Below are 24727 nucleotides of genomic sequence, written 5' to 3'. Positions count from 1 at the left end.
ACTAGAGACACGATTTCATTTTTTTCAAAACGCATTGTAGATCAACTTGACTGTCATGAGTGTTTCATATGTATGACGTCTACTAAATTCCAACCGATGGACCTATGATCATATTCTTATCTGTTTCTTTCGTGATGAAACGACAACTTCCTGCTACAAAATTCCAAATTTCTTCAAAAAATTGGTGCATTGAGACAAAAAAGAACAGCTCCTCACTGTTCTTTCAAAGAAAACACTTCGCCGCTCTCTGCATCAACACCATCATGGCAATCGAGCTTTCCGCATAGAACATAATGTTTTTGCGCTTCGTCATAGACGTAAATAGGTGTAAGTTCAAGACCTTCTCTCAATTTTTCAAAGGCTTCTTTCTGAGATACAGAAATTTCACTTGCCGCTTGAGAAGGATTGAGTATCCCGCACACTTGAAACATTTCTTTTTTATCTATGTAATTAATGGCTTCAAACGAGCTGGCGTCAATGAAGACCTTGATCTTGTCCATAAACCCAATGCCTTCTTGCTCGTTCGTTTTTAATATCGCATGGATGTATCCATGATCACGATGGAGTGTTTTCAGAACCCACTTCCCTGTATCCTTTGGATATTTTTGCGCCAAGAAGGTTCGGACTGCTTTGATACATTCGGCTTGCTCTTCTTTTGATATCGGGAAGGTATCTGGTGACGGTTCCAATGAGAAAGCTTGTTCAGCTGAAATGTTCTCATGAATGTTCATTTCCTTTTTTTCAAAAGCATTGTTTATCGGTTCATTCCACTCAATGACCTCATTCATGTGTATACAATGCGTTTCTTCACGCCCAAGTTCAAACGGAAGCGTTCCTGTTCCATCGTTCTTCACATAAATTTCTTCTAACGCATAAATAGATCGGATTCGATTGTGCTCGAAGGAAGGCCATTGAAACAGCTGTACTTGCTGCTCGGCTAAGTTCTCCAGCTTATCAAGAGAAAGTGCATATTCCTCAGCTTCCAGTAATGTTTTGGCTAAAAATGGGCCGTGGTGTGTAAAGTACATGAGCTGTCCATGTTCATTCCATTTCACTTCGATTCTGCCTGATGGCGTCACTTTCACACCATCTATTGCTTCTTCGAAAAAAAGTTCTCCTCTTTCCTTGTGATGCATGTGAAAATGCTCACCATAGATCAACCCTGTTTCTTGTTCGATCCATTGAATGACATGAGCTGGATAAGGTCTCTTAAACGTGACACCATGCTGCGCATAGGTTTTGTCCATGACAAAAATAACCGATTCGATCTGTCCTGTATTCAAATTCACTTCAATGACAGCTGTGCCGTCTGGGTTGATATCGTCGTCCTCAGGTTCAGCTTCATGAGAGGGGAACCATTCCATATTCAAAGTATAAATCGTTTCATTGAACATGTTGACGTAACGATGAAAGCTGTGTCTTTTTAGATCATAAAGATCTAAGCCAAATTTCGCCTTTGTCTGATCAATCAATTGTTGTATGTTTGCATTCAATGATTTCACCTCAAAATAATGATGTTTTATGGAAGAAGAAAAATGACGATAAAGATGAAGATGATGATTACAGTAAAGAACCCTAAAGCTATTGCCATTATGTTTGACTCTTTTGTGTAGCCTGTTAATTCACCTACAGTCGATCGGTCGATTTTTCTAAAGCGAAAAAGCACGCTTATATTTAAAATGGCTAGAACCATCAAAAACAAGAAAATGATCAATGCAGGATCGACGTCACTGAATGTATTATCCACATTTTGAAAAGTGAATGATTGAATGAACATAATGCCACTCAATATGACTTTCCAAACATTATCTAACCGTTTTTCTTTTTCCCACTCTTTCCCTAATTTCTCTTTTTCATAAATAGCTATCTGCTCGAAAATTGGAATGAAAGATTTTGTTGTTCCTTTTCTAATAAAGCCTAAAATGCCTTGGAGAAGCATTAAAATTCCTAAACAAAAAAGGAAATGTGTAAATTGGATTTTAACAATTTGAATCAACATAAAAAAAACGATGATCATAAGTCCGACAAATAAATTAGAGACAGCTATTTGTTTTGTCCTCATCTTTTTCAGTGCAGCTTGTTCCATGTCATAAACTCCTCCCCGTTTCAAATGTTTCTGTTGAACGCTCTATCTTTATTACGATTCCACCGAAAAAACGTTTCAATATTTTCCCTTTCTATTGTCAATTCGGCTTTTTTCGCAAATGAAAAGACGCCCATCATTCAATGAACGTCTTATCCTTTTTCATGAAATCAGCACATCATTTCTTGAGCAACTGTTCTGTCTTTTATTTGTTGAGCCGCCATGTGTTTAAAGTCATCTAAATTCATTCTTCAAATGAAATATTGCGTGTATTCACTTGGGCTGTATTCAATTTTAAACGCGGGAGATAGGGCTCGTTTCACTTCTTCAGTGATACGCTCTCCTTCTTGATTGAATTTCTTTTCCATGTCTGCACCATTTGGCAGCAAATCATCTGTCTCTTCGTCAAACCAGCGGCCATACTGTATGTTCCAATTCCAGATCTTCGAGAAAAGTGTATCGCTTATTGGTACATCGTCTCTTTCTAAATGACATTGACAATGCCCACAATGAAAAGGTTCATATCCATAATCTCCTTCAATTTTCACAAAAGGATGATCCTCATACTCTCGACAGCACACCCACTTTTTGAAGTTCTGACCGAATTCTGTCAGTTTAATTGAGTAATAACGCATAGAGGTGCGCCTTCCTATCATGTCAAAAATCCCTTGATCAATTAATGTCTTTAGCCGATACTCGATAAAATCATCACCGATATACTGTTCTAAATGACCGAGCACTTCCCCTATTAAACGTGGCGTTACGATGTACTCCTCTTCTGGATGGGACTGATGAAGCCGCTTAGCCATTTTCACTAAATAAGCATCAAATTCATCTTCTGATACGCTGATCGTTTTTCCTTTTTGCCATATTCGCAGCGTATGATTTTCTTTAGCAAATGAAAGCCATTCGTTTTGTAATCTCTCTCTTTCTTCTTTTGTCACTGAATGAATATGCTCTTTACTCACGTACAAAACCTTCAATTTTTCAGTTGTGATTTCACCGGCATGCCGAATATCCATTCGTCTTGTATTTGTATTGAACAGTTGATCAAATGCGGTCGTTGTATTGATGAGAGACAATTCAATGTTTTTCTCTTTTAATAAATAGATGGCATATCGTAAGCCAATTTGCTCATGGGCATTATTGCCTGTCCAGATGAGGATACTCGTACCATCTTTTATATCTTTTATTTGCTGAAACATTCTATGCTGATTGGTGATCATGTCATCAAAATAGCCATATTCATTTGACATCACGTGACGAAGCCACTCTATACGTTTCTCCTGTCCTTCTTGTTCATGCAATTGCCAAAGCGGGCCGATGGAATACGTATCATCAAACGTGATCACTTCTTCAAATCGTTTTCTTTTCATTTCAATTAGTGCTTGTTTTAAACTCCCGGCAGCTGAAGCGCCGAAAACAATATGAATCATGTTTGTCTCCTTTTGTCTTACAGTTATTTTCATTTTGACCTATTCCTAGTTCCCGCGTCAATTCTATTGAGTCAATTTCATTCAAAAGTATGACAATAAGAGAATAAGATATGTAGAAGGCAGAAACGAGGAGACTGGCTGTTTAAATACGAAAAGCCCCACGAAATGGCAATCTGTTTACTGATCGATTTAAGACTATCTAGATCCTTAAAAAGGAATTTCAGTTCAAGCCCTTATTCACAGATTTCCCTTCACAATCGTTCTCTTCGCTTTCTTGATAATTCTGCTATTCGCTTTTGTATCAGAATCCTTTGACCACTGTTCACAAAGGCTCACGACCCAATTGGGCTGTGTTTTACTCGCGTCATTGAGCCAGTTTCCTACAGAATCTTGAACATATGTGGATGGATCGGATTTGAGTAAATTTAGAATAGGCAGTGCCCTCTCTGGCTCCTGTTTTAATAACTCAATATGCTTTGTCCATACCCCTCTCGGACGGATTGCCTCTAAAGAGAACCGGCGAAGATTTTCATCCTCGCTTTTTGCCCATTCTGTTAAATGCTCTATACTTTGATCAAGCTGTAGACTTAGACTTTCTCTCACTGACATCCACGCAATTTCTCGAACACCAAAATGATGATCAGCTGCAAATGGCTGAATGTACGCAAGTTTCTCTTCCAGTGTTGATAAACTCTGTTTGTTCATATAAGCAGCCCAACAGCGAACGCTATCAGATACATGGTGAGCAAATACCTGTAGCACTTCCGTTTGTTTTTCTTCATTCTCTTCATATAGCACGTCATCTAACAATTGACCAATGAGCCGAATGGCTTTCATTCCTGATTCAGCTTTTTGTTTAGTGATCTCAGATGATACATCGACTAAACGATGCTCTAAACCAACGGACGGCAAAACATGCTGTATTAGCGTCATATGATTGACAGCCAGCCATTCAGTTAAATTCACACTTTCGATCTCTCCCTGATTCAAAAGGGTCAAGACGTCATGAGGGATATCAGTCCCCTTTCGAGCGCCTTTTCGATTGATCATTTCCTCACTTATTGGCATTCTGTATTCTCTCCTTGTCTAGCGGCTTGGATATTGACTCCTATTGTAGCAAATAAACAACTTCACTGGTGCATTCTTCAAATCAAAAAGGAACTACCCGAAATAAGTAGTTCCTTCCATACAAAATTGAATGTAAGTTAGCTTCCTTGCTCGATCATCTTCAAACTCTTACGCTGAGAAAACCGATCAAACGCTACCATTAGAATGGTCATGAGTAAAGCGAGAAAAACAGTGCCAGCACTGATCCAGCTTAGGTTTAATATAGTTGTTTCGCTTAGCACAATCCCTCCTACACCAGAGCCTAAGGCAAATCCGAATTGAATAAATGATGTATTGACACTTAAGGCGATATCAGGAGATTTTGGTACAAGTGTGACAAGATATAACTGCTGAGCTGGTGATGTGCTCCATGTAGCGATCATCCATATCATGATGACAGCTACCATGACCACGAGATTACCTGTGACAAATGATAGCAGCAAGAGCATGATGATTTGCAAAATGATTCCTGAGAAAATCGTGAATATTGGGCCTTTTTTATCTGCCGCCATCCCTCCAAGACTGGAACCCAAAAAGCTGCATATTCCTGCTAGTAACAAAATACCACTGATTTCTGTGATGCTAAGGTTTGCTGATGCTTGCAGGAAGGGCGTTAAATAGGTAAATAACGTGGAATATCCACCTACATAGAATAGCGTCACTGCCACCGCGAGTAATATTCGCTTATCTTTTAAAATAGATAACTGCATACGAAGCGTCACCGGTTCTTGTTCTTTCATAGAGGGGATTCGCCTATACACAACAATCAGCGGAATAAGCGTGATCAATCCAATGGCTGCGAATAACGCTTTCCATCCGATCATACTGCTTAAAAATGTCCCGATTGGAACGCCTAAAACCAAGGAGCTGCTGAGTCCCATTAAAATGATACCAATAGCTGTTCCTCTTTTTTCACGTTCTACGAGACGAGTCGCAACAGCCATTGCCACCACAATAGCCGTTCCCCCACTGATTCCTTGTAAAATCCTTGTCATCATCACCATTTCAAACGAATGGCTGACACTTGTGATGAAATTACTTAAAATAAAAATAATCAGCATCCATGACAGTATTTTTCTGCGGTCTATATTGATGGTCAGTGCAATGACAATCGGTGCGCCGATTGCCGCTGAGAGCGCTAAAGACGTGACCAATAATCCAGCGGCAGACGTCGTGACATGTAAATCATCTGCGACCATCTGGATAATGCCTGTAATGATATATTCGATTGTTCCGATTAAAAAGGCTGCTAATGCAAGTAAATAGACAACGGTTTTATTTTTCATCGTGACGTTTCTCCTTTGGGCAATGTTTACGATTTGATTTCATCTATAATAGGAATTTGAATTTCAATGAGTCTGCCTTCTTCATTTTCAGACAATGGGTAATAAATCTCTCGACCCGGCTGGTCTTCTTTCACGCGGTATCCATTATTTTCGATCCATGTCGCCAGGTCAATACAAGCTGTTTGTGCGGATGGAGAATGTGAATGAAATAATAGTGTCGCCATGGTTTCTTCAGCAGGTAACGTACGTATCTTGATTCCTTGAGGAAGAGTGCCCCTTAACGCTTTGACGGAATACCCCACCTCAAACTCGAACTCACTTTCTTTTTCGAATGATTCCCTCCATAGCACTACTTGTGGTCCAGAGATCGATTCTTGTTGATGTTTAAGTAATAAATGATGAAACATTTGAAAGAATGAAGGAATTTCGTCAACAGATCCGTTGGATTGAAAAGACATGATGCGTTTGCTTTCAACGGATTTGATGATGACCTCCTGTTCTTTTTCAACACATCCCTCTCGTTTGATGAGGTGCATCCGCTCCTTGATACGCGCTAATTTCTGTTGTTCTCTCTCGATCAATTGCTGAATTTCACTTTCTTTCAGCAGAAACATGCCCTGAATCTGCTCTACTGAGATATCTTCACGAAGAAGCTGAGCCATTTGCTTTAACGTAAAGCCCAATTCCTTGTACAGAAAAATTCGGTTGACCTCAAGCAGCTGTTCAGCTGAGTAATAACGGTATCCTGAATCTTGATCAATCTGCTTAGGCTTTAATAAATCAATTTGGTCATAATATCTTAACGTTTTAACAGGCACTTTACTTAACATAGAAAAATCGCCGATCTTGAACATCCTGCATCTCCTCCGTTTTGTTGATCTGATCAAAGTATAAACCTTTCAGTTAAGGGGAAGGTCAACATGAAGTTGAATAAATTTTTCAAAAGCGCGAAAAAACCTAGATTTCTCTAACATCTAGGTTTTGCTCATTATTCTAAAATTTCTCTAATAAGCCCATCTCTTCAACAATTTTTATATCATTTATAAACCGTTGCAAACTTACTTTGTTCTCTTTTTTCTGTAAATCCGAAGAATAACCTAAGCATAGATTAAAAATACAATCTAACCTTTCTCCGACTCCACTATAAAAATAATTCGTCAATATTCCATTATTTTCACTTGCAAGAACTACAACTGTAGCCATCTCTAATACATATTCTATATCTTCTTTAGAAATCGTTCGATCTTTTTTCTTAGCACTCATGAATTCATGACTATGAATAGAACGAATCCTGCCTTCAAGTAAATTGAGTATAGACTTTTTATAGATGACATACACACTGTGAATATCACTTTTATCAGAACAATAGGGATCTTGTAAAATGAATTTTATACGCTCATCTTCTTTTTCCATTTTTACTGCATCAAGATCATTTAATAAAATGTGATCGATTTCTTCTATTTTCATAGGAGGAAAAGTGTTGGCTGCATCTGTTTTACTTTTCATTTGATCACTCTAAACAATCCAATCTTTCTAGGCACTTTACAATAGCTCCGCTTTTAAAGAAATTGAGTATGGCACCCTCGCTAAATCGTTCGGCTCTCACAACCTCCATCATAAGAGCAAGCACACACTGCGCATTTAAATTTGAAATGTCCACATTCTCCATATCGTTCGGTCCACCTTCAATTCCATTTTCTTTGAGGATCTCTCTGTAGCGGGTAAGCTCCAGCTCTTGGTGTTGTTCTGCAAAAGTATAGACATCTTCAATAAAGCGTTGGACCGTTTCGGAATAATTTACAAAGGGCATCTGGATTGGGCGTTCAGCTGTTCCATCATTTTCTTGATTGATTACCCATTCTCCGATAGGATCTTCCTGAAGCAGCGGTATGTATTTTGTTACAATATCGAATTGGCTCATTCTCATCCTCCTCTATTTCATTCCTATGGATCAGTATATAAAAAAATCCGTGATCATCCTACCAGCTAGACACCAGTATTCAAATCACGGACAGTCTTATTCACTTCACTTTTTACACTCTTACCATTGATACAACGGTCTCCACATGCGCGGTATGCGGGAACATATCGACTGGCTGCATGTATTCGATTTTGTAGTCTTTTGACATGTATTCGAGGTCTTTTGCTAGTGTTGATGGGTTGCAAGAGACGTAGACAAGGCGTTTTGGCTTGACTTGTTTGACGGTGTCTAAGAAGGTGCTTTCGCAGCCTGTTCTTGGCGGGTCGACGACGATAACGTCAGGAAGGAAGCCTTCTTTGACCCATTTTGGCAGCCAGTGTTCGGCTGTTCCGGTTACATAGGTCGCGTTTTTCATGCCATGTTTTTTGGCATTTTTCTTGGCATCATCAATCGATTCTTTGATGACATCCATTCCTCGCACTTCTTTGGCGCCATCTGAAAGCCACATCCCAATCGTTCCAACGCCGCAATACGCATCGACAATTTTTTCTTTGCCAGTCAGTTTTGCCGCTTTTTTCGCTTCGTCGTAAAGCTTTAGCGTTTGCTTCGGATTCAATTGGAAGAAAGCACGTGCACTCAGTTCAAAGGAGACGTCTCCTAAAAATTCTTGAATGACCATGTTGCCAGCTAGGTGAGATGTCTTATGACCAAAGATGACCGACGTTTTTTCACCATTGATGTTGTGCATAATGGATGTCACTTCTGGCAGACGTTTTTGAATGGCTTCGGCAATTTCTTTTTTCTTTGGAAATTCAGGTTTTGATGTGACAAGAACAACTTGTACTTCACCTGTTTCAAAGCCAACTCGAACAACAATCGACCGCACGTCACCTTTTCTTGTCCGTTCATTGTAGACCGATACACCGAATTTCTCTAAAATTTTGCGGACAACGCCTGTTGTTTTGTTCGTTTTCGGATGCTGCACGATGCATTCCTTGATCGGTACAAGCTTATGAGAGTTCAGTCCGTATAGCCCAGCAATGATGTCACCGCTATGAGAACGCCCTACTTGGAACTGACTTTTATTCCGGTAGTGCCATGGATCTTCCATACCGATCGTTGGTCGGATATCTAGCTTTTCAACTGATAGTTTTGTATGACGTTCCATTGATTGAATGACAATATCTCGTTTTTCCTTTAGCTGCTGCTCGTACGCCAAATGCTGAAGCTGACAGCCGCCGCACTCTTCGTATACTGGGCATGGCGGTTTCACTCGATGCTCGGAGCGCTTTCTAACTTTTCTAACCGTACCTTCTGCATATTTTGCTTGGACATTCGTTGCTTCCACAACCACTTCTTCGCCTGGAAGCGCACCTGGGACAAAGACCACTTGCTTTTTAAAATAACCGACCCCTTCACCATTAATGCCAAGGCGTTTAATGGTAAGCGGAAACTGCTGTCCCTTTTGCAAAAGGGCACCTTGCTGTTTTTCCTTCACTTCATTCTCTCCGTTCTATCTGAACCCTTGATAGGTTGTCTTCATTTTATTCCATCTCATTAGTATACCATGACTTGGACAAAGAGAGAAAATCCCTTTCATTTATCTGTCTCAATGCTTCTCCATAAATATAAAGAAGCGTAGCTTAAATAAGGAGTCCAATCCTTGCTTAATGCTGCCATCTCTTCTTTTGTCGGCTTTGCAGGCAGGTCAAAGTGCCGTTTGATGGCGTTTTGAATCCCGATATCTGCCATCGGAAAGAGATTCGGTCTTCCAAGTCCATTCATGAGCACATTTTGAACTGTCCAAGGTCCAATCCCTCTAATCGGAAGCAGCCGTTCTTCCACCTCCAGATCAGTTAAATCATGTAATTCTTCTAAAGAAAGAGAGCCGCTCACAATTCGCTTTGAGACATCGATGACATATTCCGCTTTCCTCTGACTAAATTGGAGCTTTCTCAAATCCTCTGTTTCAAGTGAAGCGATGGCTTCTGGTAAAGGATCAAACCAAACCCCCTCTATTTGCTCGCCGTACGTATGAACAAACCGTTTCGTGAGTTCATAAGCAAACGCCAGATTGAGCTGCTGATGAATGATGCATTTCATCAAGCAATGATATAAGTGAAAATCCAGCATGAGCGGTGTTCCCTTATGACGCTCAAAAACGGGGGCTAGATTTGTTTGAGAAAAATGCTCATGCACAGCGTCTAATTGATGCTCCATGCCAAATATCCGCTTCACCTCACATATGAGAGGTTCCTCAGGACCATTTCCTTTCACCCGAAACGTGGGCGCTTCTTTTGTTCCGGTGGCTTGAACGACGACAACGTATGGTTTTTGTTCTAATCTGATTGGTACTTTGATTTCTCTTTTATTCAAATCGACTGCTTTTAATGGATCATTTGATAAGCGTCTTAGCACTTGATTGAAGTGATATGGCGGTTCAACGGTCAGCTCTTTTTCCCACATGTTTTCCTCTTCCTTTCTGCAAACACGCAGATGCGATTGTTTCACTTTGCATGAATGATTCTCTTGATTGAATACATTTAAACATAAAGAGTACAAGAATTTATCAGTTATATCTTCCTTATTTCCGGTCATTTTCCTTTTGGATGAAAGAACATTTTTAGTCGAATTCAGCTAAAATTCGACAGCACCCTTCAAGATTTTAGGCTCATTTTCCTTAAATTAGAAATAGAACCTCTGGGTGATATCTTCTATTCCAAAAATATTTGTATAATTATGACATATCAAGGAGGTGAACAAAGGAATTAGCTGATTAGGCAATCATTTGTTTTATCTTGCAGGAACATATTTTACCTCATTGATAACCGGCTTCACCTAGTTTCACATTTTACGAAAAAGAAGACCCAAAATTAAAAAACAAAGGAGATCCGACCAATGAAAAAAACCATTCTTTCTATTGCCCTTGCCACTGCTGTTTCTTCGACACTACCAGTATTCGCTGATGCTGCTGAGAAAAAAACATCAGCACCCGTCTCAACTACACTACAGCAAACTGTCTTAAACAAAGCGGCTGAAGGAAAAGCTGGAACGACTGCTAGTCCTAATGTTAACGTCAACTTCGATGTTCTTGGAATTGCCAATGCAATTGTTAACGCAGTAAACGCAAATGCCAACCGTTCTGGATTCGTTAAAAGCGTGATGGAAAGCACATTCTATGCTGCTGGTGGCAGATATAATGTCATGGTCTTTAACCTAAGCCAAAATTATGAAGACCGTTTTAACGGCGTGAAAACTTTCGCTACTGCTAATCTTGGTAACGTTGTTTACGGTATTTGGGTATTTGAAAGTGGTACCTTTAAAAACAACGGCGATGGCGGCTGGGATAACTGGGCGTTCAGAGGCTGGTTCGATCGTCAAGATAAATTTGTTACGTTCCATCGTCCTTAATTCTCGGTTTTATCCATCAATCATACACGCACATTGGACCGATCTCAGTGATGAGATCGGCTTTTTTATGGAGAAACTGTATAAGTTCACTGGCGTTGCTTCATGATATAATGCAAGTCTGGAGGGGTGTATATGCTGAAAAAACTTGCAGTGACAAAGAACGGAGACTTGATTGAACATGCAACATTGCAGCAGCTTTCAAGCCCCGATATCGCCTGGTATTGGATTGATTTTCATGCGCCTACGGAAAAGGAAGCAGCGCTTTTAAAGGAATACTTTCAGTTCCATCCGCTTGCGATTGAGGATTGCTTCCATTATTTACAGCGGCCGAAGCTTGATTTTTATGAAGGGTATTTATTTTTTGTGCTTCATGCCCTGAATCAAAAGACGCTTCGATCTGAGGAAATCGATCTGTTTGTTGGTGAGAATTATATTGTGACCTTTCATTTGAAGGAAGCACCATACATTGATCGTGTCATTCGAAAGCTCAAAGAATCTGACAAAACCCGAAATAGCGGACCTGAGCATATTGCTTATATGCTGATTGATCAGCTTACCGATGATTATTTCCCAATCATTTATCAAATTGAGGACAGGCTGAATGAAATCGAGGATGAAGAAGGTCATAAAACATATGGAACGCTGATGAACGAAGTATTTGGAATTCGATCCGATTTGCTCAAGCTGCGACGAACGATTATCCCGATGAGGGACCTTTTATATCGTATTGTAAACATGCACATGATGAAAAGCGATACAAATCGTCAAGCATATTTTAATGATATTTATGATCACTTATTGAAATTAACAGAGATTGTCGAGTCGAACCGAGAAATGACAGCAGATTTAAGAGACAGCTATCAGACGCTGAATTCCAATCGAATGAATGCGATCATGATGACGCTGACCATAGTGTCGACCATTTTTATCCCATTGACCTTTATTGTTGGAGTGTACGGAATGAACTTTGATAACATGCCTGAATTACACTGGAAGTATGGCTATTTTGGCGTACTGATTTTCATGGGTGCGCTCGTCTCGGGTATGCTTTTGTGGTTTAAGCATAAAGGATGGTTCCGCATATTCAAATAATGTGTGGAGAGAATGGCTGAGGAGGCGGTTAGATGAAAAACTGGATTCCATAGTCTCATCAAGAACTAAAGCTCGTATGGGAGACGCTCTATCGAGATTTCAAATTTAATCCGAGCATCTCTCGTTCCCTTCATTTCGCGTACCTTCTCCTTTCATTACATATGATATTTCTGCTTATTTTGAGGACTCTTCCCTTCTACATGCAGATGAAGACCTTGAAGAGAAAGCATTACTTGTTTTTCAGGAGCTTATCAGAACAGACGAATATATGCTGGCACTTGACTGGCAGCACGAATGCTACTGGATCACACCATACGGCTCATTTGAAAAAGATGAATTTGGAGAATGGACAGTGCCTGTGCTTCCTAACGGGGATTATTATTTCTTTTTATCAAAAGAGATGCATTGGGGCTTGCTAGGACATCCTTGGGAGCAAAGTACCACGATTTTCGGTGAGGGCTTGATTGACTCTTTCACGCGTCATCATCCGATTTTGTTTCAGCGTAAAATAAGAGAAGGATAAAGAAAAAGCTCGCAGGTCTTGGGACTGACCCCCGTTTTTGAGACAGGGATCAAAACACCTTTATTCAGCCAATTGCCGATAGTTTATCGGTGATTGGTTGTTTAGTTTCGTTTGAATACGAATGTTGTTATAATAATAAATGTATTCTTTGACAGTGCGTTCTACGATGCTGGTCGTAGTGCGGTCAATCCTGTTAAGATAGAACGTTTCAGACTTTAGTGAGGAATGAAACGATTCGATGGAGGCATTATCAGCGGGCGTCCCTTTACGGGACATGCTCATGGTAATGCCTTTTATATGAACAGCTTTCTGATACTCGTAAGATGTATACACAGAACCTTGATCGCTATGTAACACGCAATTCTCAGGCAGTGCTGGGAGCTGATTAAGTGTGTTTAAGATAAAGTCTGTGTCCTGCTTATCACCAATCGTAAAAGCAATCACTTCTCCATTATATAAATCCAATATACTGGAAAGGTACAATTGTTTCTGTCCATAAGGCAAATACGTGATGTCCGTTACTAGTTTTTCAAGAGGGCGATCAGACTGAAAGTTCCGATCCAGTATATTACCGGCCACGGCATAGGGCTGCCCATTCTTCTTACGCTTTTTCATTTTAACCCGGCATTGCCACTGGTTTTTCTGCATGATACGTTGAACAGTTTTATGGTTAATACGCATTCTCCTTTTTAGTATAGCTGTGATTTTTCGATAACCATATCGATATTTGTGCTTTCGGCACAACGTGCCGACCTGTTTCTCTAGTTGTCTTTTAGAATGATTCTGAGTCAGATCCTTTTTCCATCTATAATACGAAGTACGTAAGATGCCTAAATGGACACAGATGTCCTGTACCGTCATCGTTTTGCACAATTCTTCTACCAGTTTGATTGACGTTTCCTTATCAACTTCCTTTCCAATTCGTTGTACTTTTTTAAAACTTCATTCTGTTGACTCAAATAGCGATTTTCTGCCTGCAGTCTCTCTAATTCGGAAGAGTACTCGGGACCCTTTCCATAGGTATATTGTTTTCCAACAGGCTGTTCGAACCGGTGTGTATCCCCAGCCTTATGCCACCTCACCCATGTCTGAACCTGCGTCTTATTCTTGATATTCAATTTCTGCATGATCTCTTTCATAGGTACGCCTGCCAATCTCATTTCTACAGCCTTCTGTTTGACTTCAACCGGATAACTCACTCTTGTCCCCATAGAAAAAACACCTCCATGTTTTATTTCGGATCACAACGATCCATTTTCAAACTTGAAGGTGTTTTTTATTTGTCTCATCTTATGGGGTCAGTTCCCTTCTGCAAGCTTTTTTCTATAGCTGAGGCAGATGCCATACTTTTTCAAGCATGAGATCGTCTAGGCTTTTAAAGGAATAACCTTGTTTTTTCAGTGCCGTGATGGCATCATCCAATGCCTCGGCATTGTCTCTTGAGACGGTATGAAGTAAGTAAATGGCACCTGGATGCGCCTGCTTCATCATTTGATCGTAAGCATACTGTTTTCCTTTTTGATGATGAATATGCCAATCCACAAACGCCACTGACCAAAAAACGGTTTGGTAGCCTAGCTCTTTTGTTTCCTTCAGCACTCTTTCACTGAATACACCGCGCGGCGGACGAAGATAGAGGTTGTCTTGTTTTCCAGTGATTTTGTACACGGCTTCATTGACACGCCCCAGCTCTTCTTTGATTTCTTCCGTACTCTTTGTTGTTAAATCTGGATGGTGATAGGAATGGTTGCCGATGATATGACCTTCCTCTGCCATACGTTTGACGAGCTCAGGCTGATCCTTTACAAAGTGCCCTGTCACAAAAAAGGTGCCTGGTACTTGATGTTTTTTCAGCACATCTAAGATCTTCGGCGTGTACCCATTTTCATAGCCATTGTCGAAGGTAAAATAAATCTCTTTCTTTTTCGTATTTCCTAAATAGAAGGCATCATACTTTTTTAAAAGAGCGTTCAGTTCTTTACCCGCATCTGCTGGCTTGTGTTCTTTGCTTTTCGCAAATCCCCAATGGACGGGCTTATTAGATACGGCTTTCGCTTCTGAGAGAGGCATGGATACAAAAAGCGCACATAAACAGATGAGCATGTATTTTTTCATTTACGTCACTTCCCGGTTTTTCTTCTATTGTGCAGAATAAGACCGAGACTCATACACTGATTCACCTGCCAATTTAAAGAAAAAAGCCCGCACTGTGCGAGCTATTCTTCCTTCCAATCACTTTTAAACCGTTCATATTTCGCTTCTAGGTCGTCAATCATCTGGATCAGTCTGTCTATATCCTCAACATCTGTTGATTCAGGATCTAATGAATCAATCACATTCATAAACATATCTAATCGGTTCTTTAAATAGTCAACCTGCTGCTCTTTGCTGTCTGCTGCCTTACCCATAGATACACTCCCTTTAGCATTTGTTTCTAGCTTATCTTTTTTTCCCTTGTAAATCAATGAAACCCCACTTGCGTATAACGGTGATGGGGCTTAAAATTAACTGTTGGCGGGTCCACGTTTGCCCGAATGAAAAGGAGATAGATACCATGAACCAAAAAACAGCACTTCGTCCGATTACACCTGCATATGACCCTTGGGAAGCCTATCTCGATGTGCAGGATTACGGAGAGATGAAGCTGACAAATATTGAATTTACAACAACGACGTTGTGTAACATGAGATGTGAGCACTGCGCGGTCGGCTATACGTTGCAGCCAAAAGACCCGAATGCACTGCCGCTTGATTTACTGCTTCGCCGTTTAGATGAAGTTCCGCTTCTGCGCTCCATCAGTATTACAGGCGGAGAGCCGATGCTTTCTCTCAAATCTGTGCGGGAATATGTCGTCCCTTTATTAAAGTATGCCCATGAACGCGGCGTCCGTACACAGATCAATTCAAACTTAACACTTGATTTGGCGCGATATGAAGAAATTATTCCATACTTAGATGTTCTTCATATCTCACATAACTGGGGAACTGTCGAAGAGTTTGCAACGGTCGGTTTTGCGATGATGGACAGAAAACCAACCTTTGAGCAGCGCGAGAAATTATTTAACCGCATGATTGAGAATAGCCGGGCACTTGTCAAAGCAGGTGTTACCGTATCTGCTGAAACCATGCTTAATAAACGCACGCTTCCATATATTGAACACATCCACCGGCAAATTGTGGAGGAAATGAAATGCCAGCGCCACGAAGTTCACCCGATGTACCCAAGTGATTTTGCCAGCGCCCTTGAATCATTGACACTACCGCAAATGCGTGATGCGATTCATCAACTGCTTGATATTCGTGATCAAGACACATGGATGCTGTTTGGCACCCTGCCATTTTATTCTTGCAGTACAGATGAAGAAGACCAGCGCCTTCTCAAACGATTGCGTCAGGAGAAGCATGTCACGGTACGAAATGACCCTGACGGACGCTCACGGTTGAATGTGAATATTTTTGATGGGAATATTATTGTGACGGACTTTGGTGATACACCGCCGCTTGGAAATATTGCGACCGATACATTGCAATCAGCTTATACTCGCTGGATGGACACAAAATTAGCAAAAGAGCTGAATTGTCATTGTCCAAGCGTACAATGCCTCGGTCCGAATGTTCTTGTGAAAAACAGCTATTATCAAGATATTGATTTTACTTCTCGTACAGCCAGGGGGTAACCGATAGATGGACGATACATTTCTGACAGTGGTCAAGAACAAATACATTGAAATTCTAATTGTTGGACTTGTTCTTTGGCTTGCCGTCTTTATCATCAACAAAGCCCTTCAGATTTTCTTTAAACGAACGGAGTTTATTGAAGATAAGAAGAAGAAAACGATCGAGAGCTTGGTCAAATCTGTGACGAAGTACACAGCTTCAATTTGCTTTGTATTCTATGTCATTTCTCTCTTCTTTCATGATTTTGGAAAAATTCTTGCAGGTGCTGGTGTTGCTGGGATCGTCATCGGTTTTGGCGCCCAGACGCTAATTCGTGATATTTTAGCAGGCATCTTCCTGATCTATGAACGTCAGATTCATAAAGGGGATTATGTGACAGTGAATAACCTCTTTAATGGAACGATTGAAGAAATTGGTCTCCGTTCTTTGCAAATTAGAGAATGGAGCGGCAAGCTGTTAACCATTTCTAACGGAGACATCCGGCAAATTCAAAACTATAACATGCACTACATGCGGATTACGGAGTCTGTATTAATTAGTGCGAATCAAAACCCAGATACAGCCTTTCAAGCACTAGAAACGGCCTGTGACAATTTAAATCAAATGCATCATGATTTTCTTAAAAAAGATGAATTCCAGCATGCCATTGAACCGTTTCAAGTCCATGGCATTATGGGTCTGAACAAGCTGAACCGCGGGATTGAGATCACAGTGAAAGGAATGGTCGAAGACGAAAAATACTTCGATGCCGCCCTCGCTGTCCGAAAAGAAATGATCAAACAACTTCATCAGCATGATGTCAAATTGCTTGAAGATCTCGTTTATCCCCAGCCTGCAAAATAACCTCATTTGTGATGGGGTTATTTTTTATATCATTGGCCCTTATTTCTTTATTTATTAGGTGCGCCGAGCTGACTCGGGTTCTCGAAAAACATGAAACGCTTGAACAGCTTGGACACATCAGCTAAGAAATCTCTTCATTTCAGCCCTCTAACTTCTATCCTCTTGACTAATTCATGTATAATAGAAAACAGAATGATTTCATGCAGCATGGGGACCCTCATACTGTGTATTTTCTAAGTGAAAGAGAGTGAATAAGATGGGTCGTAAGTGGAACAACATTAAAGAAAAGAAAGCATCAAAGGATGCCAGTACAAGTCGTATTTACGCAAAATTCGGTCGTGAAATCTATGTGGCTGCCAAACAAGGTGAGCCAAACCCAGAATCAAACCAAGCACTTCGTTTTGTCCTAGAACGTGCAAAAACATATAGTGTCCCAAAACACATTGTAGACCGTGCCATTGAAAAAGCAAAAGGCGGTGCGGAAGAGAATTTCGATGAGCTGCGCTACGAAGGATTTGGTCCAAATGGATCAATGGTAATCGTTGATGCCCTTACCAATAACGTGAACCGTACAGCGTCAGATGTTCGTGCGGCATTCGGGAAAAACGGTGGAAACATGGGCGTAAGCGGCTCTGTTGCCTACATGTTTGACCAAACAGCTGTCATCGGTGTCGAAGGAAAAAGTGAAGAAGAAACGCTTGAGCTTTTAATGGAAGCAGACGTTGATGTACGTGACATCATGGAAGAAGATGAAACAGTGATTGTGTACGCTGAACCAGATCAATTCCATCAAGTACAAGAAGCATTCAAACAAGCCGGCGTAGAAGAATTTACTGTTGCTGAAATTACAATGCTTCCTCAAAATGAAGTGACATTAGATGATGAATCTAAAGAACAATTCGAGAAACTAATCGATGTATTAGAAGAGCTTGAAGATGTGCAGCAGGTTTATCATAATGTGGATTTAGGGGAATAAAAATTTAAGCCATAGTCGAGGTTGGGTTCATAACTGCTGCTATGGCTTTTTTATTTTCTCAAAACATGTAATATATAAATAAAATGTTAATTTCTACAACTCTTTAAGGAGCTGAGCTTCATTTTTAAAACATGGTGGTTTTCTTATTATGGATTTATGATCATTCCTATTCTTGGGCTAAGTTTAATTTTCAGCAACTTCATGATAGTAACAAAAATTTTCTTCTTTCTCTTCATCGCATGGTATTTATATACCATATTTGACTTTTACAAAAGTGAATTGAAAGGGAAAAATGATAAAACCAATTAGCAAAAAACAGTCATCTCCCCTTGATAAGAGGAGATGACTGTTTTAATTCATCCCTTGAAACCCAAACGTCAGGTGATCCTGAACAGGAATCCAAGCGCCGATTCCTTGTGAAGTCACGTTTTTCACGACGAGTTTGCGTTTATTTCCTTTAAGCACAAGGTATACTTCTCCGTATGTCACCTTTCCTTTTTCGTTAATGGCTGGTGCATAGGCATGAAGTGACGCTGCTTTTTTCGCAGAGACATGGTACGACTGATCTCGTTTTGTTCCTGCGCCAATGACTGTGTCAAATGCGAGGGGCAGCTTTGTTTTTTGAATAGCTTTTTGCATCATCAATGTTTTCACATCTTCCGGGTTTGGTACCTTTGCTGTGAGCCCGCCGCTTACTTTCACTTGCTGCTTTTGAACGTATTTGCCAATGGCTGTTTTGTTGCCGCCTCTGTTATCAATATGGTTCGTATTCACTTTTTTGTATTCCCAGTTGGCGACCGTTTCGTTTGAATCGTAGCTCAGTGCCCATCTGCCAAGGAAAATGGTCGCGCGGTAACCAACAGCTAATGGCGTCCCTGAAATGCTGGATTCATTTAGCATTTTGATCAAATGGGTATTCTCAATAGGAACATTCGTTGTTTTAAACAATTCTGCTGTCAGCTCGCTCGGTTGGAGCAATGGCTGATCCTGTGACGCATTCGGATACGTATTCTCCTTAGAAATACTGGCGACAGACGATGGCACCTTAAATGACTTCGCCGCCTCCGCTGGAAAGCTGTATAGAAAACTTAAGGATAAGAGAACAACAAACATGATGCGGGGCATCTTTTTCATATCATCACTCTTTCTCATTCATTTTTCCATAGTATTTTCCGCAAAGACGTCCCTTATCCACAAAAGATTATAAAAGGAAAAATCCAATCGCCATAATGAAATAGGCAGCAAGTAATGTGGCGCCTTCAAACCAATTGGTATCTCCGTCATTAGATAAAATGACTGTGAGTAACACAGCGGATGCCATCGCAATGAGCTCTGGTAAGGAGAAAATGAGTGGCATCTGCGTATTGAAAAAAAGCGAGCTGATGACAAGGATTGGTGCCACCATCATCGCAACCTGAAGTGTGGAACCAAAAGCAATTTCCACTGCGACATCCATTTTGTTTTTATACGCCATGATGACAGCTGAGGCATGTTCTGCGGCATTGCCGACGATGGCCACAATAATGACTCCGATAAACAGCTCACTCCAGCCAAATTGTTCCCCCACCGTATCAAATGTATGGACGAGGCGCTCTGAAATGTACGCAACGGCCATCGTTGCAAGCAGCAAAATCAAAGTGGCAAACTTACCAGACCATTCAGGTATTTCTTCTTCCGTCTCCGCCTCTCCGTCCATGCTCTCCTGCTTGGCAACATAGACACCTCGGTGGCTGACCAATTTGAAATAGAGTGCTGCAACATAAAGCAAAATCATCACAATGCTAATGCCAATACTTAAAACAAATTGCTTATCCTCAGCCATCTCCACCGAAAATACTTCTGGAATGACAAATGCCACAATAATGGCAAACATGAGCAAGCCCGAGTTGTGCCTTGCATCGTGGACATTGAACACTTGGCGCTTATATTTTAAACCGCCAACGAAAAAAGACAGCCCCGCCACGAGCAGTAAGTTTCCGATCACTGAGCCAGTTAACGATGCAAGGACGATGGCTGTCAGTCCTTGCTTTAATGCAAAAAACGAAATGATTAACTCCACCGCATTTCCAAATGTGGCATTTAAAAGCCCACCAATTCTTGGGCCCGCTATGATAGCTAGACTTTCTGTGGCTCTTCCCATAAAACTAGCAAGGCCAATAATGGCGATACAATACACAGCAAACATGATGACCTGCGGAAAATGAAGAAAACTGCCAATCACCGATAGCGGCACACCAATTGCGACAATCACAAGAAACAAACGATTCATACAGCCATTCTCCTTTACATATGTCTGACTGTTATTCTTTCGTGAGTGCCGGCTTCATATACATTTAGATTCTCTCGTGTGAGAAGGTGATTTCAATACTTCCTTTCACGGACTGCACCATCGCGCAATGCTTCAATGCAAGTGTAATGACTTTCTCTATTTGTTCAGCAGATGTACGGACGCCTTCAAATAAAATATGTAAATGAATACGGGAGATTTTGTTTACAGCGCCTGCTCTTGTCGTTTCAGGTGTAATCGTCAGTCCTTCACAGGATATTCGCTTTTTCCGGCATACATGAATGAGCATTTCTCCAAAACAGCCAGTAATAGCTGAGGTGAACAATTGAGAGGGTCTGTATCCCGTTTCTTCATTTGCTGATATATACAGCTCCCTTTCATCTATTCCCGCGATCCACCGGCCTGATTCGTATATCAGTTTCATTCCTTTTCCACCTTTCTATTGAAACCGCTATGGTTCCATTGTACGATGAAAATATGAACTTGTAAGGAGCTTCTTATGTCGAGAATTCACTTTATGATTTTAATTTTACTTGTATCTGTATCTGGTTTTTCGCAGGGAGCGTTATTGCCTGTCATTTCGATTATTTTTGAACATGCCGGGACTTCTCCTACGTTAAACGGACTGCATGCCACAGGCTTATATCTCGGCGTGCTGCTAGCATCTCCCTTTATGGAAGCGCCGCTTCGCCGATTTGGATTTAAGCCGTTAATTGTCATTGGAGGCGCCGCTGTCTTTTTAAGCTTGTTCAGCTTTGTGTTTTTTGAATCTTATGTTGTCTGGTTCTTCCTGCGGCTCATGATCGGGATTGGTGATCATATGCTGCATTTCTCTACACAGACTTGGGTGACCTATGCGTCGTCTTCAAGAAATCGCGGGCGAAATATTTCATTGTATGGGTTATCCTTTGGACTTGGTTTTGCCGCTGGACCTTTTTTAACACCACTCATCGAAATCAATCCATCTTTACCTTTCATTGTTTCCGGTGCTGTTAGCTTATGTATTTGGCTGCTTGTTTTTGTTTTGAAAAATACATATCCAGATACGGGCGAAGTACAGACGTCAGAGCAGACAAACAGTTTGAAGCGCTTTAAGAAAGCCTTTCAATTTGGCTGGGTCGCCTTTATGATGCCGTTTTGCTATGGCTTTTTAGAAACGACACTCAATAGCAACTTCCCTGTGTATGCACTCAGAAGCGGGGTGACCGTAGATGCAGTGGCGTTTATTTTACCTGCGTTTGCCATTGGAAGTATTGTCTTTCAGCTGCCTCTCGGGATGCTCAGCGACCGGTTTGGCAGGCGCCGCATCATTTTATGTGTGACTCTCGTTGGGTCTTTCTTTTTTCTACTAGCAGGGATTTTCATTCAATCGGTTTTAGCTGTTGCGATTTGTTTCTTTATTGCCGGAATGGCTGTAGGCTCCACCTTCTCACTTGGCATCAGTTATATGACCGACTTATTGCCAAAGCATCTGCTTCCTGCTGGAAATTTGATGTGCGGAATGGCATTTAGTGCGGGAAGTATTCTAGGGCCTGTTCTCGGTGGAATCTTTGTGCAAACGTTTGAAGGAATGAATTTACTTTACCTTGTCAGCATCGTGATATTGTTCGTATTTTTCTGCGTTCGATTTGGGCGAACGGCGGCAGTGGTGGAAAGTCATTAAAATGGAGGGTCGATCTTTGTTTTCATACGACGTCACGAATGAATTGACTTTAGCATCTCTACAATTAGATGATGCGGACACATTATTGGAGCTTATTCAAGAGAATCAGGCTCATTTAGGGGAATGGCTACCGTGGGTTCATCACTGCAAAAGCATAGAGGATGTCAAAACGTTTATTCAATCGACTCAAACCATCTACAATGAACAAAAAGGGTTGGAAGCTGGCATTAAGCTGAATGACCAATTGATCGGGGTGTTCCGCCTGACGTTTAATCAGAAAATAGGCAATATCGGTTATTGGATTCGTCAAGACGCACAAGGTCGAGGCATTGTGACAACGATCTTGAAATATATGACAGAAACATTTTCTTCAAAAGTCGATGGATTTGAAATTTTTTGTCCCGTAGGTCATGTTCGAAGTGAACGTGTAGCAATGAATGCCGGATTCGAGCTAGATCCTCACTATGAGTCAAAGCCTGATGCCGCTTTTATCCTTAAACGATATATACGATTGTGAATGAAAAACTCCCCTGCACACATGCAGAGGAGTTTTTTTCATTTAGTGATATCCATTTTGCCCGTTCGCACTGCCGCTTGTTTTGTGCTTAGGCTGATGGCCTTTGTTTTGTTTCGTATTGCTTCCGCCTTTTTTCGATTGTTTGGACATATGTGATTTCCCCCATCCATTCAGTTTGAACTTGATCGTTCTTCTTTAGGATGCCCGGATTTCTTTATAGTTTGCCTGGTACGATTTTACGCTTATGTAAAAGCGCATTGAGCTCGCCGCCAAGGATAATCATGATGCCGGTTAAATAAAACCAGATCATTAAAATAATGATTCCCCCAATGCTTCCGTACATCGCACTGTAGTTAGCAAATTCGCCTACGTAAAATGAAAATAGCATGCTGACCAAAATCCATCCAATCGATGCAAAAATGGCACCTGGCAGAACAAATTTTAATTTCAGCCTAATGTTTGGAGCAAAATAGTATAAGGATGTAAAAACAATCAATAAAATCAGCGGGCTAATGATCCATCTCATGGCAGTCCATACGGTGAGAAAGGCGTCTGACTGCCCAACTAATTTAGCGACAAATAAACCGAGTTCTTTGCCAAAGACAGGTAGCATCAGGGCAAATATTATGGTCAAAACCATCGCGATCGTTAAGATGATCGATGTTAAACGTACGAGAATGAAGGAACGATTCTCCTCAACTTCGTAAGCATGGTTAAATGCTCTGACGACGGCATTAATGCCGTTAGATGCTGACCAAAGGGCGGCAATAATCCCGAACGACAATAACCCGCCGTTCCGATTATTCAGCGTCTGTTCGGCAATGGATTCAATCATCGAAAGCGCTCCTTCTGGCGCATAGCCAGAAATGACGCTCAGAACATCCTTTGACGTCAGCGGCAAATACCCGACCAGCGTCAGCACGAAGATGAGAAACGGAAATAATGAAAGCAAAAAGAAATAGGCAAGCTCAGCAGATTTTGCCGGTCCTTCATGCAGCAAAAAGCGTTCAATTAACGCTTTAATAAAACCCATACGCCTCATCTCCAATGATCAATCTGTCTGTTTCGATTGAAAGTGATCCTTTGTTTCTTCAATAATTTCTAATACCCTTGGGGTTGTTTCCTTTAACTGATTGACCTGTTCATTTAAAAATGACAAATCATCTGAGACTGTTCGCATCAGCTGCTTCGTTTCTTCCATCTTTTCTTTCATGCAAGCCGATATTCTGCCTGGCTCCTCACGGTACTCATCAAGCTTTTGCTGGCAGTCATTCCATTTTTCTTTGAGTGCAATTCTTGTTGGCCGATGAAATAAAGTCAGCAATGCGCCGCAAGCTGCACCTAAGAGAGCTCCTCGGAGCACGATTTGATTTTTTTCTTCCATCTCGTCTGATCTCCTTTCAGTTAAAGGTGGTTCTCTTTCTTTACATACGTCAAAAAACGGTCAATTCCTGTTTCAATTAATTCATGGACTTCCTCAAAGTTCCCAGTGTAATAAGGATCTGGCACATCATCTCGATCGTCGTCTTCTACAAAATCAAGAAGACGGCCAATAAAGTGATGTTTCCCATAGCCGGCTATACTGCGAAGTGCCCCTACATTTTCAGCATCCATCGCAATGATATAGTCATATGTTGTGATGTCCTCATCCATGATTTGTCTTGCGGACATTCCTTCATAGCTGATGCCTTTTTCATCAAGCAGCTTTCGCGTTCCTTCATGCGGAGGACTGCCTTGATGCCAGCCGCCAATACCTGCTGAATCAATCACAAAGTGCTCGCTAAGCCCCTCATCTTCTACTTTTTTTCTAAATATGGCCTCTGCCATCGGTGACCTGCAAATATTGCCAAGACACACGAATAACACATGAATCATCCTTCATTCTCCTCCTATCTTTTCCCTAAG

General features: G+C 41.0%; 26 protein-coding genes and 1 pseudogene. 8 read left to right on the top strand and 19 right to left on the bottom strand.

Translation table 11 applies throughout. The features are described from left to right. Positions 1-212: 212 nt before the first annotated feature. The 10 genes from NST39_RS04515 to NST39_RS04470 form a co-directional block, all read right to left on the bottom strand. A complete protein-coding gene (locus tag NST39_RS04515; RefSeq protein ID WP_341027296.1) occupies positions 213-1502 on the bottom strand; it encodes a hypothetical protein in 1290 nt (429 codons plus the stop codon). 17 nt (positions 1503-1519) lie between these two features. Continuing rightward, positions 1520-2086, bottom strand: a complete 567-nt coding sequence (locus NST39_RS04510; RefSeq protein ID WP_341027295.1) for a hypothetical protein — start codon at positions 2084-2086, stop codon at positions 1520-1522. Between the two features lie 248 nt (positions 2087-2334). After that, positions 2335-3519: a DUF1835 domain-containing protein gene (locus tag NST39_RS04505; RefSeq protein WP_341027294.1), complete on the bottom strand. Its 1185-nt coding sequence runs from the start codon at positions 3517-3519 to the stop codon at positions 2335-2337. Between the two features lie 237 nt (positions 3520-3756). After that, positions 3757-4587: a DNA alkylation repair protein gene (locus NST39_RS04500; RefSeq protein WP_341027292.1), complete on the bottom strand. Its 831-nt coding sequence runs from the start codon at positions 4585-4587 to the stop codon at positions 3757-3759. A 137-nt stretch (positions 4588-4724) separates the two neighbouring features. Continuing rightward, positions 4725-5912, bottom strand: coding sequence for an MFS transporter (locus NST39_RS04495; RefSeq protein ID WP_341027290.1), 1188 nt, complete (start codon positions 5910-5912; stop codon positions 4725-4727). A gap of 26 nt (positions 5913-5938) precedes the next feature. Next, entirely contained in the window at positions 5939-6766 is an 828-nt protein-coding gene (locus NST39_RS04490; RefSeq protein ID WP_106067571.1) for a MerR family transcriptional regulator, read from the bottom strand. Between the two features lie 139 nt (positions 6767-6905). Continuing rightward, positions 6906-7418, bottom strand: coding sequence for a hypothetical protein (locus tag NST39_RS04485; RefSeq protein ID WP_341027287.1), 513 nt, complete (start codon positions 7416-7418; stop codon positions 6906-6908). A 4-nt stretch (positions 7419-7422) separates the two neighbouring features. Then, positions 7423-7833, bottom strand: a complete 411-nt coding sequence (locus tag NST39_RS04480; RefSeq protein ID WP_341027286.1) for a DUF6508 domain-containing protein — start codon at positions 7831-7833, stop codon at positions 7423-7425. 112 nt (positions 7834-7945) lie between these two features. Next, the gene (gene rlmD, locus NST39_RS04475) at positions 7946-9331 is read right to left on the bottom strand and encodes a 23S rRNA (uracil(1939)-C(5))-methyltransferase RlmD (RefSeq protein ID WP_341027284.1); all 1386 of its coding nucleotides are present in this window, start codon (positions 9329-9331) and stop codon (positions 7946-7948) included. 98 nt (positions 9332-9429) lie between these two features. After that, positions 9430-10299: a DNA-3-methyladenine glycosylase family protein gene (locus tag NST39_RS04470; protein WP_341027283.1), complete on the bottom strand. Its 870-nt coding sequence runs from the start codon at positions 10297-10299 to the stop codon at positions 9430-9432. A gap of 432 nt (positions 10300-10731) precedes the next feature. On the opposite strand from NST39_RS04470, the gene NST39_RS04465 reads away from it, so the two are divergent. The 3 genes and pseudogenes from NST39_RS04465 (at position 10732) to NST39_RS04455 (ending at position 12859) form a co-directional block, all read left to right on the top strand. Further along, positions 10732-11244 carry a hypothetical protein gene (locus NST39_RS04465; protein WP_044139727.1) on the top strand — a complete coding sequence of 171 codons (513 nt, stop codon included), beginning with the start codon at positions 10732-10734 and terminating at the stop codon, positions 11242-11244. 132 nt (positions 11245-11376) lie between these two features. Beyond that, positions 11377-12336 carry a magnesium/cobalt transporter CorA gene (gene corA / locus NST39_RS04460; protein ID WP_126741129.1) on the top strand — a complete coding sequence of 320 codons (960 nt, stop codon included), beginning with the start codon at positions 11377-11379 and terminating at the stop codon, positions 12334-12336. Positions 12337-12452: 116 nt separating this feature from the next. Beyond that, positions 12453-12859, top strand: a pseudogene (locus tag NST39_RS04455) (DUF2716 domain-containing protein). 60 nt (positions 12860-12919) lie between these two features. On the opposite strand, the gene NST39_RS04450 reads toward NST39_RS04455, so the two are convergent. The 3 genes from NST39_RS04450 to NST39_RS04440 all read right to left on the bottom strand — a co-directional run bounded on the left by NST39_RS04450 (position 12920) and on the right by NST39_RS04440 (position 15267). Beyond that, a protein-coding gene (locus NST39_RS04450; RefSeq protein ID WP_341027282.1) for an IS3 family transposase occupies positions 12920-14070 on the bottom strand; the annotation gives its coding sequence in 2 pieces (ribosomal slippage) (positions 12920-13797 and positions 13797-14070; 1152 coding nt in all). A gap of 112 nt (positions 14071-14182) precedes the next feature. Next, on the bottom strand, positions 14183-14974 hold the full coding sequence (pdaA, locus tag NST39_RS04445) for a delta-lactam-biosynthetic de-N-acetylase (RefSeq protein WP_341027280.1): 792 nt from the start codon (positions 14972-14974) through the stop codon (positions 14183-14185). Positions 14975-15075: 101 nt separating this feature from the next. Next, a complete protein-coding gene (locus tag NST39_RS04440) occupies positions 15076-15267 on the bottom strand; it encodes an SE1561 family protein (RefSeq protein WP_044139757.1) in 192 nt (63 codons plus the stop codon). A 146-nt stretch (positions 15268-15413) separates the two neighbouring features. Here NST39_RS04440 and yfkAB point away from each other — a divergent pair, with 146 nt between their 5' ends. The 3 genes from yfkAB (at position 15414) to NST39_RS04425 (ending at position 18355) form a co-directional block, all read left to right on the top strand. Next, positions 15414-16535: a radical SAM/CxCxxxxC motif protein YfkAB gene (yfkAB, locus tag NST39_RS04435; RefSeq protein ID WP_044139731.1), complete on the top strand. Its 1122-nt coding sequence runs from the start codon at positions 15414-15416 to the stop codon at positions 16533-16535. Positions 16536-16542: 7 nt separating this feature from the next. Then, the gene (locus NST39_RS04430; protein ID WP_003218032.1) at positions 16543-17379 is read left to right on the top strand and encodes a mechanosensitive ion channel family protein; all 837 of its coding nucleotides are present in this window, start codon (positions 16543-16545) and stop codon (positions 17377-17379) included. A gap of 256 nt (positions 17380-17635) precedes the next feature. Then, positions 17636-18355, top strand: a complete 720-nt coding sequence (locus tag NST39_RS04425) for a YebC/PmpR family DNA-binding transcriptional regulator (RefSeq protein ID WP_012009270.1) — start codon at positions 17636-17638, stop codon at positions 18353-18355. A 351-nt stretch (positions 18356-18706) separates the two neighbouring features. Here the strand turns inward: NST39_RS04425 and NST39_RS04420 are convergent, their stop codons facing one another. From NST39_RS04420 to NST39_RS04410, 3 genes are all read right to left on the bottom strand, one after another. Continuing rightward, positions 18707-19489 carry a YfkD famly protein gene (locus NST39_RS04420; RefSeq protein ID WP_044139733.1) on the bottom strand — a complete coding sequence of 261 codons (783 nt, stop codon included), beginning with the start codon at positions 19487-19489 and terminating at the stop codon, positions 18707-18709. A gap of 67 nt (positions 19490-19556) precedes the next feature. After that, positions 19557-20624, bottom strand: a complete 1068-nt coding sequence (gene cax, locus NST39_RS04415; protein WP_044139734.1) for a calcium/proton exchanger — start codon at positions 20622-20624, stop codon at positions 19557-19559. A gap of 64 nt (positions 20625-20688) precedes the next feature. Then, positions 20689-21066 (bottom strand): OsmC family protein, encoded by a 378-nt coding sequence (locus NST39_RS04410; protein ID WP_044139735.1) that lies wholly within the window; start codon positions 21064-21066, stop codon positions 20689-20691. Between the two features lie 75 nt (positions 21067-21141). On the opposite strand from NST39_RS04410, the gene NST39_RS04405 reads away from it, so the two are divergent. Next, a complete protein-coding gene (locus NST39_RS04405) occupies positions 21142-22305 on the top strand; it encodes an MFS transporter (RefSeq protein ID WP_003218010.1) in 1164 nt (387 codons plus the stop codon). A gap of 16 nt (positions 22306-22321) precedes the next feature. Then, positions 22322-22822: a GNAT family N-acetyltransferase gene (locus NST39_RS04400; RefSeq protein WP_044139736.1), complete on the top strand. Its 501-nt coding sequence runs from the start codon at positions 22322-22324 to the stop codon at positions 22820-22822. A gap of 214 nt (positions 22823-23036) precedes the next feature. Here the strand turns inward: NST39_RS04400 and NST39_RS04395 are convergent, their stop codons facing one another. From NST39_RS04395 to NST39_RS04385, 3 genes are read right to left on the bottom strand one after another with little or no spacing between them, the layout of a single operon-like run. Next, positions 23037-23855 carry a YihY/virulence factor BrkB family protein gene (locus NST39_RS04395; RefSeq protein ID WP_044139737.1) on the bottom strand — a complete coding sequence of 273 codons (819 nt, stop codon included), beginning with the start codon at positions 23853-23855 and terminating at the stop codon, positions 23037-23039. An 18-nt stretch (positions 23856-23873) separates the two neighbouring features. Continuing rightward, complete coding sequence (locus NST39_RS04390) at positions 23874-24206, bottom strand: YtxH domain-containing protein (protein ID WP_003218013.1); 333 nt, start codon at positions 24204-24206, stop codon at positions 23874-23876. Between the two features lie 20 nt (positions 24207-24226). Continuing rightward, a complete protein-coding gene (locus tag NST39_RS04385; RefSeq protein ID WP_050944791.1) occupies positions 24227-24697 on the bottom strand; it encodes a low molecular weight protein-tyrosine-phosphatase in 471 nt (156 codons plus the stop codon). Between the last annotated feature and the right edge of the window lie 30 nt (positions 24698-24727).

This window comes from Bacillus sp. FSL W8-0645, assembly GCF_038007905.1.
Lineage (GTDB): Bacteria > Bacillota > Bacilli > Bacillales > Bacillaceae > Bacillus > Bacillus pumilus.
The sequence above is the reverse complement of the archived record's forward strand: the minus strand, read 5'-3'. Positions and strand labels throughout refer to the sequence as shown.

Bases quoted from the DNA above. Each gene is read 5' to 3' on its own strand.
- NST39_RS04510 (WP_341027295.1), bottom strand. From the start codon at position 2,086: ATGGAACAAGCTGCACTGAAAAAGATGAGGACAAAACAAATAGCTGTC.
- NST39_RS04505 (WP_341027294.1), bottom strand. From the start codon at position 3,519: ATGATTCATATTGTTTTCGGCGCTTCAGCTGCCGGGAGTTTAAAACAA.
- NST39_RS04500 (WP_341027292.1), bottom strand. From the start codon at position 4,587: ATGCCAATAAGTGAGGAAATGATCAATCGAAAAGGCGCTCGAAAGGGG.
- NST39_RS04495 (WP_341027290.1), bottom strand. From the start codon at position 5,912: ATGAAAAATAAAACCGTTGTCTATTTACTTGCATTAGCAGCCTTTTTA.
- NST39_RS04490 (WP_106067571.1), bottom strand. From the start codon at position 6,766: ATGTTCAAGATCGGCGATTTTTCTATGTTAAGTAAAGTGCCTGTTAAA.
- NST39_RS04485 (WP_341027287.1), bottom strand. From the start codon at position 7,418: ATGAAAAGTAAAACAGATGCAGCCAACACTTTTCCTCCTATGAAAATA.
- NST39_RS04480 (WP_341027286.1), bottom strand. From the start codon at position 7,833: ATGAGCCAATTCGATATTGTAACAAAATACATACCGCTGCTTCAGGAA.
- NST39_RS04470 (WP_341027283.1), bottom strand. From the start codon at position 10,299: ATGTGGGAAAAAGAGCTGACCGTTGAACCGCCATATCACTTCAATCAA.
- NST39_RS04465 (WP_044139727.1), top strand. From the start codon at position 10,732: ATGAAAAAAACCATTCTTTCTATTGCCCTTGCCACTGCTGTTTCTTCG.
- corA (WP_126741129.1), top strand. From the start codon at position 11,377: ATGCTGAAAAAACTTGCAGTGACAAAGAACGGAGACTTGATTGAACAT.
- pdaA (WP_341027280.1), bottom strand. From the start codon at position 14,974: ATGAAAAAATACATGCTCATCTGTTTATGTGCGCTTTTTGTATCCATG.
- NST39_RS04440 (WP_044139757.1), bottom strand. From the start codon at position 15,267: ATGGGTAAGGCAGCAGACAGCAAAGAGCAGCAGGTTGACTATTTAAAG.
- yfkAB (WP_044139731.1), top strand. From the start codon at position 15,414: ATGAACCAAAAAACAGCACTTCGTCCGATTACACCTGCATATGACCCT.
- NST39_RS04430 (WP_003218032.1), top strand. From the start codon at position 16,543: ATGGACGATACATTTCTGACAGTGGTCAAGAACAAATACATTGAAATT.
- NST39_RS04425 (WP_012009270.1), top strand. From the start codon at position 17,636: ATGGGTCGTAAGTGGAACAACATTAAAGAAAAGAAAGCATCAAAGGAT.
- NST39_RS04420 (WP_044139733.1), bottom strand. From the start codon at position 19,489: ATGAAAAAGATGCCCCGCATCATGTTTGTTGTTCTCTTATCCTTAAGT.
- cax (WP_044139734.1), bottom strand. From the start codon at position 20,624: ATGAATCGTTTGTTTCTTGTGATTGTCGCAATTGGTGTGCCGCTATCG.
- NST39_RS04410 (WP_044139735.1), bottom strand. From the start codon at position 21,066: ATGAAACTGATATACGAATCAGGCCGGTGGATCGCGGGAATAGATGAA.
- NST39_RS04405 (WP_003218010.1), top strand. From the start codon at position 21,142: ATGTCGAGAATTCACTTTATGATTTTAATTTTACTTGTATCTGTATCT.
- NST39_RS04395 (WP_044139737.1), bottom strand. From the start codon at position 23,855: ATGGGTTTTATTAAAGCGTTAATTGAACGCTTTTTGCTGCATGAAGGA.
- NST39_RS04390 (WP_003218013.1), bottom strand. From the start codon at position 24,206: ATGGAAGAAAAAAATCAAATCGTGCTCCGAGGAGCTCTCTTAGGTGCA.
- NST39_RS04385 (WP_050944791.1), bottom strand. From the start codon at position 24,697: ATGATTCATGTGTTATTCGTGTGTCTTGGCAATATTTGCAGGTCACCG.